Annotated in this window: 9 protein-coding genes; 1 reads left to right on the top strand and 8 read right to left on the bottom strand. The window is 73.9% G+C overall.

Annotated elements, in window-relative coordinates:
• Positions 1-181: 181 nt before the first annotated feature.
• Genes ACFVIU_RS31670 through ACFVIU_RS31650 form a run of 5 tightly spaced genes read right to left on the bottom strand, consistent with a single transcriptional unit; the run spans position 182 to position 8,167 of the window.
• Entirely contained in the window at positions 182-787 is a 606-nt protein-coding gene (locus tag ACFVIU_RS31670) for an ATP/GTP-binding protein (protein WP_385846727.1), read from the bottom strand.
• Positions 768-4,406: a hydantoinase B/oxoprolinase family protein gene (locus ACFVIU_RS31665; RefSeq protein WP_385846726.1), complete on the bottom strand. Its 3,639-nt coding sequence runs from the start codon at positions 4,404-4,406 to the stop codon at positions 768-770. The genes ACFVIU_RS31670 and ACFVIU_RS31665 overlap by 20 nt, the downstream gene beginning before the upstream one ends.
• Before the next feature lie 24 nt (positions 4,407-4,430).
• The gene (locus tag ACFVIU_RS31660) at positions 4,431-4,826 is read right to left on the bottom strand and encodes a DUF742 domain-containing protein (protein WP_385846725.1); all 396 of its coding nucleotides are present in this window, start codon (positions 4,824-4,826) and stop codon (positions 4,431-4,433) included.
• Between the two features lie 9 nt (positions 4,827-4,835).
• Positions 4,836-5,270 (bottom strand): roadblock/LC7 domain-containing protein, encoded by a 435-nt coding sequence (locus ACFVIU_RS31655; RefSeq protein ID WP_385846724.1) that lies wholly within the window; start codon positions 5,268-5,270, stop codon positions 4,836-4,838.
• Entirely contained in the window at positions 5,267-8,167 is a 2,901-nt protein-coding gene (locus ACFVIU_RS31650; protein ID WP_385846722.1) for a nitrate- and nitrite sensing domain-containing protein, read from the bottom strand. Before ACFVIU_RS31650 ends, ACFVIU_RS31655 begins: the two co-directional genes overlap by 4 nt.
• A gap of 419 nt (positions 8,168-8,586) precedes the next feature.
• Between ACFVIU_RS31650 and ACFVIU_RS31645 the strand changes: the two genes are divergently transcribed.
• On the top strand, positions 8,587-9,117 hold the full coding sequence (locus tag ACFVIU_RS31645; RefSeq protein WP_385846721.1) for a hypothetical protein: 531 nt from the start codon (positions 8,587-8,589) through the stop codon (positions 9,115-9,117).
• A gap of 76 nt (positions 9,118-9,193) precedes the next feature.
• On the opposite strand, the gene ACFVIU_RS31640 is transcribed toward ACFVIU_RS31645, so the two are convergent.
• From ACFVIU_RS31640 to ACFVIU_RS31630, 3 genes are read right to left on the bottom strand one after another with little or no spacing between them, the layout of a single operon-like run.
• The gene (locus ACFVIU_RS31640) at positions 9,194-13,834 is read right to left on the bottom strand and encodes a hypothetical protein (RefSeq protein WP_385846720.1); all 4,641 of its coding nucleotides are present in this window, start codon (positions 13,832-13,834) and stop codon (positions 9,194-9,196) included.
• 60 nt (positions 13,835-13,894) lie between these two features.
• Positions 13,895-14,773, bottom strand: a complete 879-nt coding sequence (locus ACFVIU_RS31635) for a hypothetical protein (protein ID WP_385846719.1) — start codon at positions 14,771-14,773, stop codon at positions 13,895-13,897.
• A gap of 31 nt (positions 14,774-14,804) precedes the next feature.
• Positions 14,805-16,334, bottom strand: a complete 1,530-nt coding sequence (locus ACFVIU_RS31630; protein WP_385846718.1) for a hypothetical protein — start codon at positions 16,332-16,334, stop codon at positions 14,805-14,807.
• Between the last annotated feature and the right edge of the window lie 182 nt (positions 16,335-16,516).

Raw genomic sequence — 16,516 nt, 5'->3', positions numbered from 1 at the left:
CGGTGTCAGCCGACATCGCCGTACATTCTCGGTGTTATCAGGCAATGCGCCATGGACTCGTCCTGTTCCTCGGCCTGCCGGGAGCGCAGGAATCGCCGTACGCGCGCGTGCCGCGCACCGGACCACGGCCCGCACCCCGGTCGGCGGGGGTGCGGGCCGTGCCGTGGCGTCCTGGCCCCGGTCAGCCGACGACCGCCCGGCGGCGGTCCGCGGCGTACTCCATGGCGTGCTCGACGACTCCGATGAGCACTTCCTTGACCGACTCCCGGTCCCGGGCGTCGGTCAGCAGGACGGGCACGTCGTCGTCCAGGTCGAGGGCCTGACGCACGGCCTCCGCCGGGTAGCGGGCGGCGCCTTCGAAGCAGTTGACCCCGACGAGGAAGGGTATGGAGCGCCGCTCGAAGTAGTCGACGGCGGCGAAGCAGTCCTCCAGCCGGCGGGTGTCGGCGAGGACGACGGCGCCGAGCGCGCCCTCGGACAGCTCGTCCCACATGAACCAGAACCGTTCCTGCCCGGGCGTGCCGAAGAGGTACAGCACCAGGTCCTCGCGCAGGGTGATGCGGCCGAAGTCCATGGCCACGGTGGTGGTGTGCTTGGCTTCCACGCCCCGCGTGTCGTCGACCGGCCGTCCGGCCTCGGTGAGCAGCTCCTCGGTGCGCAGCGGCCTGATCTCGCTGACCGCGCCGACGAGGGTCGTCTTGCCCACGCCGAAGCCGCCGGCCACCAGGATCTTGAGCGTGACGGGCTCGACCGGGGGCTTGCCGCGCTCAGAACGCCCGAAGATCATCGGTCTCTTCTCCTGCTCGCTGGGGGTCGGGCGACGGTCGGCCGTAGCCGCCGCCACCGGGGGTTTCGATGACGAGTACGTCGCCGGGACCGACGTCCGCGGAGCCGCTCCCGCCGAGGTCCGTGACCGTGCCGTCGGCTCGCTCCACCCGGTTGCCGCCGAGCGCTCCGGGCGCGCCGCCGGCCATGCCGTACGGGGGCACGCGGCGGTGCTGGGAGAGCGTGGAGACGGTCATCGGCTCGAGGAACCGGATGCGGCGTACGGCGCCGTCGCCGCCGGGCCAGCGCCCGGCGCCGCCGCTTCCCGGGCGGACGGCGAACTCCTCCAGCCGGACCGGCAGCCGCCACTCCAGGACTTCCGGGTCGGTGAGCCGCGAGTTGGTCATATGGGTCTGGACGACCGCGGCGCCGGGAAAGCCGTCCCCGGCTCCGGATCCGGAGCCGACCGTCTCGTAGTACTGGTGGTTCTCGTTGCCGAAGGTGACGTTGTTCATGGTGCCGGAACCCTCGGCCTGGACCCCGAGCGCGGCGTAGAGGGCGCCGGTGATGGCCTGGGAGGTCTCGACGTTGCCCGCGACCACGGCGGCGGGCGGCTCGGGCGCGAGCATCGAACCGGGCGGGACGACGATGTCCAGCGGCCGCAGACAGCCGTCGTTGAGCGGGATGTCGTCGGCGACCAGGGTGCGGAAGACGTACAGGACGGCCGCGTTGACGACGGCGAAGGGGGCGTTGAAGTTGGTGGCCAGCTGTGCCGAGGTGCCGGTGAAGTCGATCGTCGCCCGGCGTTCGGCGCGGTCGACACGGACGCGCACGCGGATGACGGCGCCCGCGTCGGTCTCGTAGGCGTAACTGCCGTCGCCCAGGGCGTCGATGACACGCCGGACCGCTTCCTCGGCGTTGTCCTGGACGTGCCGCATATAGGCCTGCACGACATCGAGGCCGAACTCGGCGATCATGCGGCGGACTTCGTCGACCCCCTTGCGGTTGGCGGCGATCTGGGCGCGCAGGTCGGCGAGGTTGATGCGGGGGTTGCGGGAGGGGTAGCGGGCCTCGGTCAGCAGGCGGTGGGTCTCCTCCTCGCGGAACCGGCCCCGCTCGGCGAGGAGCCAGTTGTCGAAGAGGACTCCCTCCTCCTCGATGGTGCGGCTGTTGGCCGGCATGGAGCCCGGAGCGATGCCGCCGATCTCGGCGTGATGGCCGCGGGAGGCCACGTAGAAGAGGATCCGCGGGTCACGCTGCGTGTCCGTTGCCGCGTCGGTGTCGAAGACCGGGGTGATCACGGTGACGTCGGGCAGGTGGGTGCCGCCGTGGTACGGGTCGTTGACCGCGTAGGTGTCACCCGGCTGCATCGCGGTGCCGCGGCGACGGATGACCTCTTTCACGCTGGTGCCCATGGAGCCCAGGTGGACGGGGATGTGGGGGGCGTTGGCGACCAGGTTGCCGTCGGGGTCGAAGAGGGCGCAGGAGAAGTCCAGGCGTTCCTTGATGTTGACGGACTGGGCCGTGGACTCCAGCCGGGCGCCCATCTGTTCGGCGATCGACATGAAGAGGTTGTTGAAGACCTCCAGCAGAACCGGGTCGGCTTCTGTGCCGAGATCGGAACTCTGCGTGATCGCCGTGCGTTCCACCACCAGATGCCCGTCGTCGGTCGCCACGGCCCGCCAGCCGTCGTCGACGACGGTCGTGGCACTGGTCTCCGTGATGATCGCGGGGCCGGTGACGGTCTCGCCGGGAGGAAGGGCCTCGCGGCGGTGGAGGGGTACGTCGCGCCAGGCGCCCCCGGTGTGCAGGCGGACGGTCTCGGGTGCGGCAGGGCGGCCCTGGTAGGGGGCGAGGGCGGACAGATCGGGGGGTGCGGTGATGCCGATGGCTTCGACGGAGAGGGCTTCGACGACGATCGGGCGGTCGAGCGTGAAGGAGTACGTGGCGCGATGACGTTCTTCGAAGGCCCGCTTCATGGTGGCGGGCTCGGTCAGCTCGACGGTGAGGGTGGTGTCGGTGCCGTCGTAGCGGAGCTGCGCGCGGCGGGTGACCTCGATGGTGTGCTGCGGGACGTCCTCGGCGGCGAGTTCCGCGCGTGCGGCGGCCTCCAGGTCGTCGGCGGTCTGCCGGATGCCGGGCATGGCGGCGGCTTCCAGGGGCGCTTCGACGGACTGTTCACGCATGGCCGTGGTGTCCGCGAGACCGATGCCCAGCGCGGACAGGACGCCCGCCATGGGCGGTACCAGGACGGTGCGGATCCCGAGCGACTCGGCGACCCGGCACGCGTGCTGGCCGCCCGCGCCGCCGAAGGTGGTCAGCGCGTAGCGGGTGATGTCGTGGCCCTTCTGCACGGAGATCCGCTTCACGGCGTTGGCGATGTTGGCGACGGCGATCCGGAGGTAGCCCTCGGCGACCTGCTCCGGGGTGCGGTCGTCGCCGGTTTGCCGGTGGATGTCGTCGGCGAGGGCGGCGAACCGGTCGCGGACGAGGGCGGTGTCCAGGGGCTGGTCGCCGCCGGGGCCGAAGACCGCGGGGAAGTGGGCGGCCTGGATGCGGCCGAGCATCACGTTGGCGTCGGTGACGGTGAGCGGGCCGCCCGCGCGGTAGCAGGCGGGGCCCGGGTCGGCGCCGGCCGAGTCGGGGCCGACCCGGTAGCGGGAGCCGTCGAAGTGCAGCACGGAGCCGCCTCCGGCGGCGACCGTGTGGATGTCGAGCATCGGGGCGCGGAGCCGGACGCCCGCGATCTGCGTGGTGAAGACGCGCTCGTACGCTCCGGCGAAGTGCGAGACGTCGGTGGAGGTGCCGCCCATGTCGAAGCCGATGACGCGGTCGAAGCCGGCGCGCTGCGACATCCGGGCCATCCCGACGATGCCCCCGGCCGGCCCGGAGAGGATGGCGTCCTTGCCGCGGAACCGCCCGGCCTCCGTCAGCCCGCCGTTGGACTGCATGAACATCAGCCGGACACCGTGCAGTGCGTCGGCGACCTGGCGCACGTAGCGGCGCAGGACCGGCGAGAGGTAGGCGTCCACCACGGCGGTGTCCCCGCGCGGCACCACCTTCATCAGTGGGCTGACCTCGCTGGACAGCGAGATCTGCGGAAAGCCGGTGCGGGCGGCGAGTTCGCCGACGGCACGCTCGTGGCCGGGGTACAGATGACTGTGCAGGCAGACGACGGCGACCGCGCGGATCCCGTTGTCGTACGCCTGCCGCAGCGGGCCCGCGAGGGCGTCGAGGTCGGGTGCGCGCAGGACGGTGCCGTCGGCGGCGACGCGTTCGTCCACCTCGATGACGCGCTCGTGCAGCAGCTCGGGCAGTTCGATGCGGCGGGCGAAGATCTGCGGGCGGTTCTGGTAGGCGATGCGCAGCGCGTCGCGGAAGCCGCGGGTGACGATCAGCAGGGTGCGCGCGCCCGTGCGTTCCAGCAGTGCGTTGGTGGCCACCGTGGTGCCCATGCGGACGGCCTCGACGGGCTCCGGGGAACCGTCGAGGAGCGCGCGTACCCCGGCGACGGCCGCGTCGGCGTACCGTGCCGGGTTGTCGGACAGCAGTTTGTGGGTGAGCAGCCGGCCGTCCGGGCGACGCGCGACGACATCGGTGAAGGTGCCGCCGCGGTCGACCCAGAACTGCCAGCCTGTCACGTCACCACTCCGCTTCCGCGCCGGTCACAGCGCCCGCAGGCCGTTGATCACGTCGCGCAGAATACTCTCGTCCGGCAGCTCGGCCGGAGGCACCGGGCGCGTCACATGGACGAGTTCCGCGTTCACCAGGTCGCCGATAAGCACACGGACCACACCGATGGGCAGGTCGAGTTCCGCGGCAAGTTCGGCGACCGACTGCGGCGCTTCCCGGCACAGCCCGACGATGTCCACGTGCTCGGGGGACAGCGTCGGGTCCTTTTCCGGGTCGTCGGCGTCGGGTTCCGTGACGACCACCGCGATCACGTCGAGGCGGTGCTGGGCCGGACTCGTGGTGCGGCCGCGCGTCATGGCATAGGGGCGGACGACCGGTCCGGCGTCGTCGTCGAACCAGTGGCTGCTTCCCTGACCGTCTCCGCTCATGCCATCCCACTACCCGCCTGCGGGCAGATCGGTGCGCGGAGCGGTGCCGAGATGCACGCCGACCCTCTTGACCAGCAGGGTCATCTCGTAGGCGACCTGGCCGACGTCGGAGTCGGCGTCCGAGAGGACCGCCAGGCAGCTGCCGTCGCCGGCGGCGGTGACGAACAGGAAGGCGTCGTCCAGCTCGACGACCGTCTGCCGCACGCTCCCCGCGTCGAAGTGCCGTCCGACGCCCTTGGCCAGGCTGTGGAAGCCGGAGGCGACGGCGGCCAGATGCTCACTGTCCTCCCGGCTCAGGTCCCTGGACACCCCGGTGGGCAGACCGTCGCCGGACAGGACGACGGCCTTGCGGATGCTGGCGACCCGGTCCACCAGCTCGTCGAGCAGCCAGTTCAGTTCTCCCTTGTCGGTCGCCGTGTGGCCGGTGGCCCTCGGTTCGGTCATCGACCGTCCCCCTTTGTCGTTCCTTGTGCTGTGCCGTTCCTGGCGCTGTCGCCCGCGGCGTTCTCCTCCCGGCCGCGCTGCCAGCCGCGCTGGAGCGAGGCCATTCGGCTGCGGACCTCGTCGGCGTCGCGGTCGGCGGCCGGCTCCGCCGACCGCTGTGCGCGCCGCTCGGTGTCCTGCTTGAGCTGCGGAGCCAGGCTGGCCTGCCGTACGCGCCGCGGCAGCGGCCCGGTGGCCGGGTCCGCTCCGGCGCCGGTGGGCGGCGTGGTGTCGCCGGCAGGCGAGGTCGTGTCGCCCGCGGGCGGGGCGGTGCCGCCGCGCTGCGGGCCGGTGCCGTCCCGGCCGGGGCCGCCCGGGGCGGGCTCGGGGCGGGTGCGCCGGGGCAGCGGCGGGGCCTCGGGCGTCTCGTGGGCGCCGTCGGCCGAGGAGGCGTCGTGTTCCTCGGTCCGGCCGGAGAGTCCGGCGGGGCGCCGGGAGGGCGTACCGCGGCGGCGGGCGGGCAGCGGGGCGAGTCCGCCGGTCTCGGGGTCGCGGGGGCCGTCGTCGGGCCGCGGTTCCGTCTCGCCCCGGCGGGAGCTCTGGTCGGTGACGGGCCTGCCGTGCGAGCTGACCAGCTTGGGCGTCTGCCGGCGGGGCAGGGGGACGGGGCCGCGGTCACCGGTTCCGTACCGCGCCGGGCGGTCGGTCGCCCGGAGGGCCGGCGCGGGATCGCCGGTCTCGTCCTCGGGCTCGTCCGTGGCCGGGTCGGCGGCGCGGGCGAGGGGACGGCGCGGGCGGAACAGCCCGCCGCGCTCGCTGTCCTCGTCGGTCAGTGCGCCGGGGAAGTCGTCGGCGGCGTCGAGATCGACGGGCGCCTCCAGCTCGACGGGGCCGTCGAGCAGGGAGGTCGGCAGGCCGGGCAGCCGCAGGGGCGTGCGGGAGCCGGCGGGCCGGTCCGCCGTCCGGTCGCCGCCCTTCGCCGGGCGGTCCCGGTCGAGGCGGAAGCCGGTCCCGTTGGTGTCCGGGACGTCGTCGGTGAGCAGCGCGTCGGGGATGAAGACGACGGCGGTGGTGCCGCCGTACGGCGACGGCTGGAGGGAGACGCGTACGTTCTGCCGCTGGGCGAGCCGGCTGACGACGAACAGACCGAGGCGGTCGGTGTCGGAGAGTTCGAACTCGGGGGTCTCGGCGAGGCGCAGATTGGCCTCCAGCAGTGCCTCGGCGGTCATCCCGAGACCCCGGTCGTGGATCTCCAGGGTGAAGCCGTTGGCGACCCGTTCACCGATCACCTGGACGGCCGTGTGCGGGGGTGAGAAGACGGTGGCGTTCTCCAGCAGCTCGGCGACGAGGTGGGTCAGGTCGGCGACGGCCGGGCCGGTGACGGCGACCCGGGCGAGCCGGCGGACCTCGATGCGCTCGTAGTCCTCCACCTCGGCGACGGCGGCCCGGACCACGTCCATCAGCTGGACGGGGCGCCGCCACTGCCGCGACGGTGCGGCGCCGGACAGGATCACCAGGCCCTCGGCGTGCCGGCGCATACGGGTGGTCAGATGGTCGAGGCGGAACAGATCGGCGAGTTCGTCGGTGTCCTCGGTCCGCCGTTCCATGGTGTCGAGCAGCGTGAGCTGCTTGTGCAGCAGCACCTGGCTGCGCCGGGCGAGGTTGACGAAGACCTCGGCGACCCCGGCCCGCAGCTCGGCCTGTTTCACGGCGGCCTCGACGGCGGCACGCTGGAGCGTGTTGAGCGCCTGGCCGACCTCGCCGATCTCGTTCTTGTCGTACTCCAGGCGCGGTACCTCGGTCTCGACGTCGACCTGTTCCCCCGCGGAGAGCCGGCGCATCACGCTGGGCAGCCGGACGCCGGACGCCTCGTGCGCCTCCAGGCGCAGCTGCCGCAGATCGCGGATGAGGACGCGGCCGATCCGGACGGAGAGGAGGATGGACAGCAGTACGGCGACCAGGCCGAGCAGGCCCGCGACGGCGGCCTGTGCGATGACGCCCATGGCCACCGAGCGCATACGGTCCTGGAAGCGGTCGGTGGCCTGGTCGTCCAGGGTGCCGAGTCCGGCGAGGGTGCCCGCCGCGGCGGAGTCCCAGCGCCGGGCGGTCAGTTCGCGGGGCGCGCCGGAGTCCATGCCGGTGATGCTGTGTTCTGCCGCGCGCAGCGGGGCGGTGGTGGCGTTGCCCCAGAAGCGTTCGTAGCGCTCCCGCTCCGAGTCGGGCAGCAGCGGCAGGCTGATGTCGTAGATCAGCGTGCGCTGGGCGATCAGGCCGGAGATGGCGCGGGTCTCGTCATGGGTGAGCCGGCCGACGACGAGGGAGGAGCCGAGCAGGGCGTCCTCCCGGGAGAGCAGCTCGCGGGCGCGGATCAGGGAGACCAGGGAGCGGGCCTGGCGGTCCATCGTGACGTCGTCGGGGCTGTCGAGGTCGTCGAGCACCGCGAAGCAGGGGTCGACGAGGTGGTTGTACTGGTCGAAGGCCTGGGCGCGGGTGACCGTGCCCTGCTCGACGTTGCGGCGCAGGGAGTCCAGGCCGTCGAAAGCGTCCAGGACGGCGGCCAGGCGCTCGGTGTCGCCGGCGCCCAGGCCCCCGAAGATGTCGTGGTCCTTGATGTTCGTGCGCAGCGTGGTGATCGCCCGGTCCGTGGCGGTGCGGGTGCGGTGCAGCGCGGAGAGGGCGTCGGCGGCCCGCGGGTCGGCGAGATAGACGAGGGTCTGGCGGCGCTCCTGCTGGAGGACGCGGATGGTGTCCTCGGTGGGGTAGCCGATCTCCTGGACGACGTCGGACACATGGAACAGCTGGGCGACGTCGCGGCCCGTGAGGACCGTGGCGAAGCCCCAGATCGCGGTCAGGCACACCAGGGGCACGAGAAGCAGCGCCACGATCTTCCGGCGGATCGACTTCCCGCGAAACCGCATGGCCTCCCCCAGCTCGCCCCCCGCCGGCCCGCGGGTGTCATGTGCGTCAACAAACGGCGCGAGCCTACTACCGCCTCACAGATAACTCGAAGACATGTCCGGAGGCTGAACTTCCGCACCGGCGGCGAGAGATGGCGAGTTGTCCGGGCATTGCGGGAGATTGCCCCCGTGATTCGGCGGCCCGTCACCGGGCGGATGCCGCCGTCAGGTTGGCTGGTTGGCTGGTTTTTTTCGGCGGCCGGGAATCTTCGGGGGATCCCGTTCGTCCTTCTCTACGGGAAATGGGGGCGGAATGGGCCACAGGAGCCGTATCCCGCACCCCGGCGGCGTAAAACTGCGCAAGCCGGGCAGCCACTGGGGAGTCGGGGCCTGCGGGCGCCGGGGCGAGCGGTCTGTCGGCGGTGGGGAGTGACACGGTGATGGGCACGGCGGAGCGGCGCAAGGCGCCCGGGAAGAGCGTGGCGGACCGCTCGGCGCGAGGGGGTCATGAGATGCCGGACCGCGGCATTCCGGCGCCACAGCGCGCCAGGGAGTCGGCCGGGACCGAACAGCGGCAGAGCTATCGGCCGTTGTGGATCGAGGAGCCCGCGAAACGGCACCCACTGCCGGACCCGGTGCGTACGGCGGCGGTGCGCGCGGTCCTGGTCATCTCGGTGACGCTGATCCAGGCGATGGTGGCGTTCCTGTGCACGATGGCCGGGTCCTGGCTGGCGTTCCCCATGGTGGTCAGCAGTGTGGCGAGCACCATGGTGGCCACGTGGTCGGTGGTCGACGTATGGGTGACCCGCCAGGTCTGGAACCAGCGGTACGGCGTGGTCTCCGAGCCGAGCAGCACGGCCCGGGCGCTGCGGCGCGAGCGGCGGGCCCGCCGGCGCCAGGAGCGGGCGGCCCTGCGGGAGCAGGAGCGGATACGCCGGCGGGGCGGTGCGGGGCAGTTGTCGCACTCCTGAGGCCGCCCCCAGGGGCCCGGGTCCCGCCGGTGAGGGCCGGCGGGAGCCGAGAAGGGCGCGGTGCGTCCGGCGCGCCCTAGGACGCGGTGGGTGCCGGCCTCTTGAACATCCGGGTGGCCGTGATCTCGCTGTGCCCCGCTTCTCCGGCCTGGGGCTGCTGCGGCAGACCGGGCCGGAGGTGTTCCTCCACGCTGATGTACTTCAGACCCGCCCTGAGGTCGGCGTCGTTGCGCAGCCGGATGACCAGCGGGAACTCGGCGAGCGCGGTCGTGTCGAACAGGCCGGTGGTGTACAGGAGCTGCACGCCCAGCGCGTCGGACACGGCCCGCTGGAGTTCCAGCAGGTACGTCGCGTTGGCGCGGCCGATCGGGTTGTCCAGGAACAGGGTGCCCGCGTGGCGGTGCTTGTCGCGGCCCCGGTCGTTCGAGCGCAGGGCGGCCATCGTGCAGTACAGGGCGATGGCCGCGGTGAGCAGCTGGCCGCCCGAGAAGACATCGCCCATCTGTCCGACGGGGACCCGCTCGGCGCGCAGTACGGCGTCCGGCTTGAGGATCTCCACGGCCACGCCCTTGGGTTCGAGGGCCGCGGCGACTCCGCGCAGCAGCAGGGACATGCCGTCCCGGCGCAGGTCGGAGTTCTTCTTCACGGCCGCGCGGGTGGCGTCGTCGATGACCTCGCCGAGCCGCTCGGTGAGCGTGGCCTGGTCGGGTTCCTCGAAGCGGATGCGCAGGAACTCCTGCCCGGACCACTCGCCGAGGCCCTCGGGCAGCCGGGAGAGCCGCTGGGCGGAGCGCAGCGTCGCCAGTGAGGACTCCACGAGTCCGCGCAGCCGGTCCACGATCGAGTCGCGGTTGCGCTCCAGCTGGGCCAGCTCGTCGGTGAGGACCCGCAGGCGCGGCGCGAAGGCGTCCGCCCACTTCTGGGCGTGCTCGGGCAGCGCGGAGGCGGGCAGTTCACGGATCTGCTGCCGGGCGGGGGTGCGGACCTGCTCGTACCGCGTGGAGTTGGCGTGCCGGACGAGGACGTCGCTCGCCTCGCGTACGGCCGCCTCGGCGGCGGACAGGTCGGCGGCGCAGCCGCGCAGCGAGCGGCGGGCCTCGGCGGCGGAGTGCCGGGCCTCCTCCAGGGTGCCGGGGTAGGGCTCCGGCTCCTCCGGCTCCTCCTCCGGGGTGTGTTCGCGCAGCAGGTCGCGGAGCATCGCGGCGATCTCGTCGAAGCCGCCGGCCGCGTCCTCGGCGGCCCGGTGGGCGTCCAGCAGCTCCGTGTGCGCCTCGCGGGCCTCGGCCACCGCCTCGGTGCGGGTGGCGAGTTCGGCGGTGGCGGTGCGCAGCAGGGCCTGGGCGTGTTCGGCGTCGCGCGGGTGCAGTTCCTCGGGCAGCGCGGTGTGCGCCTCGCCGTCCTCGGGCGCGAGCCGCTCGGCCTCGCCGCGCAGCCGGCCGAGCTGCTCGCTGGCGGTCGACATCCGGGTCTCCAGGAGCTGCACCAGCTCCTCCGCACGCGCGGCGGCGGCCTGCCGGGACGGCCCGTCGGAGCCGTCGGGCGATTCGAGCAGCTGCTCGGCGCGGGTGCGGACCTTGTTGCTGAGCCGGTCCAGTTCGGCGCGGGCGGCGCTCTCGTCGCTCTCCGCGCGGGCCTGTTCGGCGCGCAGGTCCGCGCCGACGCCGACCTTCTCGTACAGCTGGGAGGCGGCTCGGTAGGCCTCGCGGAGGGCGGGCAGGGAGGCCTTGGGGGTGTCGCCCTCGGGCTCGGGCAGGTCGTCGGGGGCGCCGGCGATCTCGGCGCGCTCGGCGCGCAGGGCGCGCGCGGTACGGCGGGCGTCGTCGGCGGCGCGCTGGGCGGCGCGGCGGTCCTCGTCGGCGGCCCGGGCTCGCTCCAGGCAGGACTGGGCGCGGGCCTCGGACTCGGTGGCCTCGTCGGCGAGTTCGCGCAGCCGGGCCTGCCAGCCTGCGCGCTCGCGGAGCCGGAAGGCGAGGCCGGCGAGGGCGTCGGCGGCGCGCCGGGCCTTCTGTGCGGTCTCCTGCCGTTCGTCCCGGATCTGTGCGGCCTCGGCGGCGGCTTCGTCGGCCTCGGCGCGCAGGGTGCGTGCCTCGGCCAGCTCGGCCTCGGCCTCCTCGGCGAACGTGCGTGCCTCCTGGGCGGTTCCGGCCAGTTCGGTGAGGCGTCCGGCGGGGCAGCCGGTGCGCCAGGAGGTGAGCCGGGCGGCCAGTTCGCGGTCCTTGCCGAGGCGGGCGGCGAGGGCGCGGATCTCCTCGTCGCGCTCGGTGGCCCGCACGCGCAGGGCCTGCCGCTCCTCGTCGGCGGCGTGCTCGTCGTGCATGGCCGGGTTCGGCGGCACCAGGAAGACGTCCCCTGAGGCCGCGTCCGCGGCCGGGGCGGGCGCGAGCAGGGCGGCGGCCGTGCCGACCGCGACGGCGGAGCGGGGCAGCAGGGCGGCGTCGCCGAGCGCCTCGCGGGCCCGCGCGTGGGTGTCCGGGTCGGTGATGATCACGCCGTCGACCAGTTCGGGCCGGGCGGCGAGCACCCGTGCGTGGTCGGCGGGGTCGACGGCCTGGGCGAGGTAGCGCCAGCCGGGCAGCGCCGGGATGCCGTGCTCGCCGAGGAACTCGACGGTGGCCAGCACGTCCGGGCCGGGCGGCAGCAGCCCGCCGTCACCGAGGGCGCCGAGGATCCGGGCGTCGTCGGCGGCGGCCGTACGCAGTTCGAAAAGGTGCCGTTCGGCGGTCGTGACGGCGTCGTCGAGCAGTTCGCGCAACTCGTCGGCGAACCGGTCGAGTTCTTCGGGGGTGAGGGAGCCCTCGGTGGTGGCGGTGGCCGGCGCGGTGCCGCCGGCGTCCTCCGTCCTGGGCGCGGGCACGGCCACGCGCGCGGGTGCGCCCGGCAGGCTCAGCAGCTCGGCGAGGCGCTCCTCGGCGGCCAGTGCCTCGGCCAGGCGGCGCTCGGCGTCGTAGGCGCGTGCGGCGGCGGTCGCCGCGTCGGCCGCGCGGGCCGCGGTCAGCTCGGCGCGGGACTCCGCGGCGGCCGCCTCGCGGGCGTGCTCGGTGGCCTTGCGGGCGGCTTCGCGGGCGAGGTCCCAGGCGGCCACGGCGGTCTTCTCGGCGTCGCTGGCGGCGAGCGCGGCCCGGGCCGGGTCGGCGTCCGGGGCGCTGTCGTCGAGCCAGCCCGCGCGGACCGCCTCGGCGGTCTCCTGCTCGACCTCGGCGAGGCGCTGGCGCAGGTGCCCAACCTCGCTGCGGGCGCGCTGTGCCTCGGTGGCGGCGGTGGTGGAGTCCCGGTAGGCGGAGTCGCTGACCTCCTGGAGGGCGGCGGACCGCTCTTCCTCCTCGTTGGCGAGGTTCTCGGCGCTCCCGGCGGCGGCGTGCAGGGCCCGTACGAGGTCCACGGCGGCCTTGGCGCGGGCGGCGAGCGCGGGGGCCGCGTCCCGTTCGGCCTCCTGGATGGCGGCGGACACGCGCGCGACCCGGTCGGCGGCGGCGCGGTGGCGCAGCACGGCCTCGGCGGCCTGCCAGGCGGAGTGCAGGGTGCGGGCGTCGGCCAGCTCGCGCTTCTGCGCGGCGGCGGCCTTCTCGGCGGCGGCGAGCGCCAGCGAGGCGTGCCGGTAGGCGAGTTCGGCGGCGATCAGGGCGCTGCGCTCGCGGGCGCCCTCGGAATGCGTGACGGTGTACGCGGCGGCGGTGACCCGCTGGGCGAGGTCGGCGGCCCGGACCCGCTCCTGCACGGCCCGCGCGGACAGCCGCCGGGCCAGGGTGCGGGTGCGGCGCTCGGCGGCGCCGTGCACGTCACGCGCGCGTGAGCGGGCCTCCGCGGCCTCCACGATCCGCCCGAGCAGATCGGCCGAACCGGCGGTGAAGTCCCGTTCGGCGATCAGTTCGGCGCGCCGGCCGAGCTTGTTGCCGAAGCCGCTGACGAGGTCGGCGAGGCCGTCGGTGTCGCGGGTGTCGGTCACCGCGCGCAGCAGCAGGTCGGTGAAGTCGGAGTCCTTCTTGACCGCGAAGAGACCGGCCGCCTCGCCCTCGTCGGCGTTCATCTCCCGCTGGTAGCGGAAGAGTTCGGGGTCGAGGCCGAGCTCTCCGAGGTGTTCGGTCCAGCGCTCGTGGATCTCCTCCCAGTGCACCTCCAGGTGCGGGTAGGCCTTGCCGGCCTCCATGAGGGCGTCGCGGAAGCCCTTCATGGTGCGGCGGCGGCCCTGCGCGCCCGAGGTGCCCTCGACGGGCGGCCGTACGGCGGTGGACTCGGCGACGGGCAGGTTGTCCAGGCTGAGCCCGGGGCCGGGCCGGAAGGAGAACCAGGCCTCGGCGAACTTGCGCGGGTCGTTGGAGACCTGCCGGCCGCGCCACTCGCTGACCTTGCCGACGACCACGCACTCGCCGGTCTGTACGTGCTGCCACTCCAGCGCCACATGGCCGCAGTCGTCGGCGAGCAGGAACTTGCGCAGCACGCCGGAGCTGGCGCCGCCGAGGGTGTTGCGGTGGCCGGGCAGCATCACCGAGAAGATCAGCTTGAGCAGGACGGACTTGCCGCCGCCGTTCTCCAGGAAGAGCACGCCGGCGGGCGCGGGCCGGCGCGGCGGCCCGGACGGCTCCTCCTCGAAGAACTCCGCCTGCGTGGGCGCCGGGTCGGGCACGGGCGCGCCCACTCCCCGCAGGTCAAGCACGGTGTCGGCGTAGCGCGCACCGGCGGGCCCGATGGAGTAGAGGCGGACCCGGGACAGCTCGTACATGGCGGACTCTCGTAAGTCTGGTGAAAGGTGCGGTGGTTCGGGGTTCTGCTGAGCCGGCGCTCAGGAGTGGAACGGCAGCCCGGCGTCGGCCACCAGTTCCAGGTCCTCGGTGTCCTCGGCGGGCAGCAGGCTGGCCGTGCCGTCGGTCACCGGGACCACGCCCAGGTCCAGCAGTTCGGTCAGCGCGGCGCTGCCGGCGAGGTCACGGACCTGGAGCTGGTAGCGGGCGGTGGTGCGGTAGGTGCCGCCGTGGTCGTCGCCGGTGCGCTGGAGGAAGCCCGAGTCGGTGAGGAAGGCGAGGGCCTTGGCCACGATGCCGGTGGTGGAGGCGGCCGGCCGGCGGGCGTCCTTGGTGGCGCCGGTGGCGCTGCGTCTGGCCCAGATCCGCCAGGCGGCCTCCAGGCCGGGGGCGTCGGTGGCCGGGTCGGTGTTCTCGCCCTGTTCCTCGGCACGCTCCTCCAGGCGGCGGCAGGCCTGCCGGACGAAGGCGTCGACGCCGTTGACCGTGACCCGGCCGATGTAGGTGTCGTCGGCCAGGTCCTCGGGGCGCGGGAAGGCCAGCGCGGCGACGGCGAGGTGGGCGAGTCCGTGCAGGAAGCGGTCGTTGGAGTCGGCGGCGGTGCGACGCGCGTAGTCGCCCATGCGGACGGCGAACACCGAGTCCTCCGCGGCCGTCACGGCCATGCCCGCGCGCGGGGACACCTCCAGCACGACGAGTCCCAGCCCGGCGGCGACGGCGTCGGCGAGGCGCGCGAACGCCGGGTCGTCGCGGTAGCGGCGCAGCAGCTCGGTGTACTCCTGGTCGCGCGCGGGCTGCAACTTGGGTTGCAGCCCGAAGGCGACGAGCCGCGCCGCGTCGGCGGCGTCGGCGGGGGTGACGGCGGCGGATGCCGACGGGGCCGGGGGCTCCGTGTCACTCCACTCGACGTGCTCGCTCACGGTTGGGACTCCTTGTCGCGTTCTCGGGTGCTCATGCTGCTTCCGTCCGGTCGGCCGCCATGCCCGCCGCGTCCAGCAGGGCCGTGCCCACGATCAGATCGGCGCCGCCGAAGTCGGGGTCGTCCAGCTCGGTGCCGTCGTCCACGGCGAACAGCAGCTTCTCCTCGCCCTGCCGGTAGGCGGTGCCGACAGCGGGGCTGGCCGCGTGGATCGCCAGCAGGGCGACCAGGTAGGCGAGATCGAAGCCGCCGGACGCGCGCGCCTCGGCCAGCAGGCCGGACAGTCTGCGCGGCGCGTCGGCCGGCAGGTCGAGCAGCTCCTTCGCCGCGGCCAGCTGCTCCTCGCTGAACCGGCTGTCGTCCGGCGTCGCGATCAGGTCGGGCTCGGGCATCTCGGCGCCCAGGTGCTCCCGCTCCACGGGCGGGGTGAGCAGTATGCCGACGAGGTCCACCACCCGCACGGACACCGGCGTCCGCAGCCCGGTGCCGTGCGCGAAGAAGGCGTCCGTGACCCGGACCGCCTGCTCCACGGGCAGGGGCAGCACCGGCGCGAGCAGATGGCCGTAGAGGTCGGTGCCGGAGGTCGTGGTCGGTGTGGCGAAGGCCTGCCGGTCCTGTTCCGCGCGGAACAGCGGGCCCGCCTCCAGCAGGCGCGACTGGAGCTGGGTGTGGCGCCGGATGCAGTCCTTGACGATGTCGACCAGTTCGGCGGCGCGGCGCTTGTGCTCGGGCTCCTCGGTCTCGTCGCGGGCCTTGCGGATGTTGGTGAGGATCGCGTTCTCGTGGCGGTAGCGCTCGGCGACGTGGTCCAGGGCCTCGGCGATCATGTCGGGCACGGTGTTGAGCCAGTCGACGGCGCGGACGTTGCGCCGGGTGGCCTCCAGGGCCCGGCGCAGGGTCTCGGAGTACTGGACGGTGCGGTAGCGGGCCTGTTCCGCCGCGAGCTGGGCGTCGGCGAGCCGGCCTCGGCTGATCAGCACCTCCAGCTTGACCTCGGCGGCGATCTGGGCGCTGGTGACGTCGGTGTCGAGGGCGCCGACGAGGACGTTGACCGCCTCGTCCGTGGTGCGCAGATAGACCGTGCCGCCGGGGCCCGGGACCTCCTCGATCAGCTTGAAGTCGTAGTCCCGGCGGACGTAGGTGCCGTCGGGCGCGAAGGTGCCGTACACCGCGCGGAAGCCCCGGTCGACGCTGCCGACGTTGATCAGGTTCTCCAGGACCCAGCGGGCCACCCGCTCGTGCTCGGCGGCGGGGCGGTGCGGGGCCTGGGCGGCGATGCGCGGGACGAGGCGGGCGACGATCTGCTCGTGGTCGGCGCCGGTGTCGAAGTCCATGTTGAGGGTGACGAGGTCGATGGCGGCCAGCGCCACTTCGGCCATGCCGTACACCGAGTACTCGCCGGCCAGGTTGGCCTTGCGCGCGTCCAGGTCGTGCAGCGGCGCGGTGCAGGCGAGCGCGCGCAGCCGGCGCGCCAGCCCCTCGTCGGCCGCGGGGCCCAGAGCAGGGCGCGGCGCCGCGCTGAGCTGGGGCGGAGCGCTGTCCGTCGATGCAGGCGAAGTCACGGTGCACAGCCTAGGTCCTGGGTCTGACATCCACCCAAACGACGCAGGACGACTCGGCCGGGAGGCCGGGGAGCGCGGCGGCTCTCCGGGTACGGACCGCTCGCGGCGGGGCGGCGCCACGGGAGGCACCTGAGGCGGGACGCGGGAAGCGCCTACGGCGGGCCGTGGAAGGCGTCTATGGC

It is taken from the genome of Streptomyces sp. NPDC127190, assembly GCF_042672505.1.
Classification (GTDB): domain Bacteria; phylum Actinomycetota; class Actinomycetes; order Streptomycetales; family Streptomycetaceae; genus Streptomyces.
The sequence above is the reverse complement of the archived record's forward strand: the minus strand, read 5'-3'. Positions and strand labels throughout refer to the sequence as shown.

Bases quoted from the DNA above. Each gene is read 5' to 3' on its own strand.
- ACFVIU_RS31670 (WP_385846727.1), bottom strand. From the start codon at position 787: ATGATCTTCGGGCGTTCTGAGCGCGGCAAGCCCCCGGTCGAGCCCGTC.
- ACFVIU_RS31660 (WP_385846725.1), bottom strand. From the start codon at position 4,826: ATGAGCGGAGACGGTCAGGGAAGCAGCCACTGGTTCGACGACGACGCC.
- ACFVIU_RS31655 (WP_385846724.1), bottom strand. From the start codon at position 5,270: ATGACCGAACCGAGGGCCACCGGCCACACGGCGACCGACAAGGGAGAA.
- ACFVIU_RS31650 (WP_385846722.1), bottom strand. From the start codon at position 8,167: ATGCGGTTTCGCGGGAAGTCGATCCGCCGGAAGATCGTGGCGCTGCTT.
- ACFVIU_RS31645 (WP_385846721.1), top strand. From the start codon at position 8,587: ATGGGCACGGCGGAGCGGCGCAAGGCGCCCGGGAAGAGCGTGGCGGAC.
- ACFVIU_RS31640 (WP_385846720.1), bottom strand. From the start codon at position 13,834: ATGTACGAGCTGTCCCGGGTCCGCCTCTACTCCATCGGGCCCGCCGGT.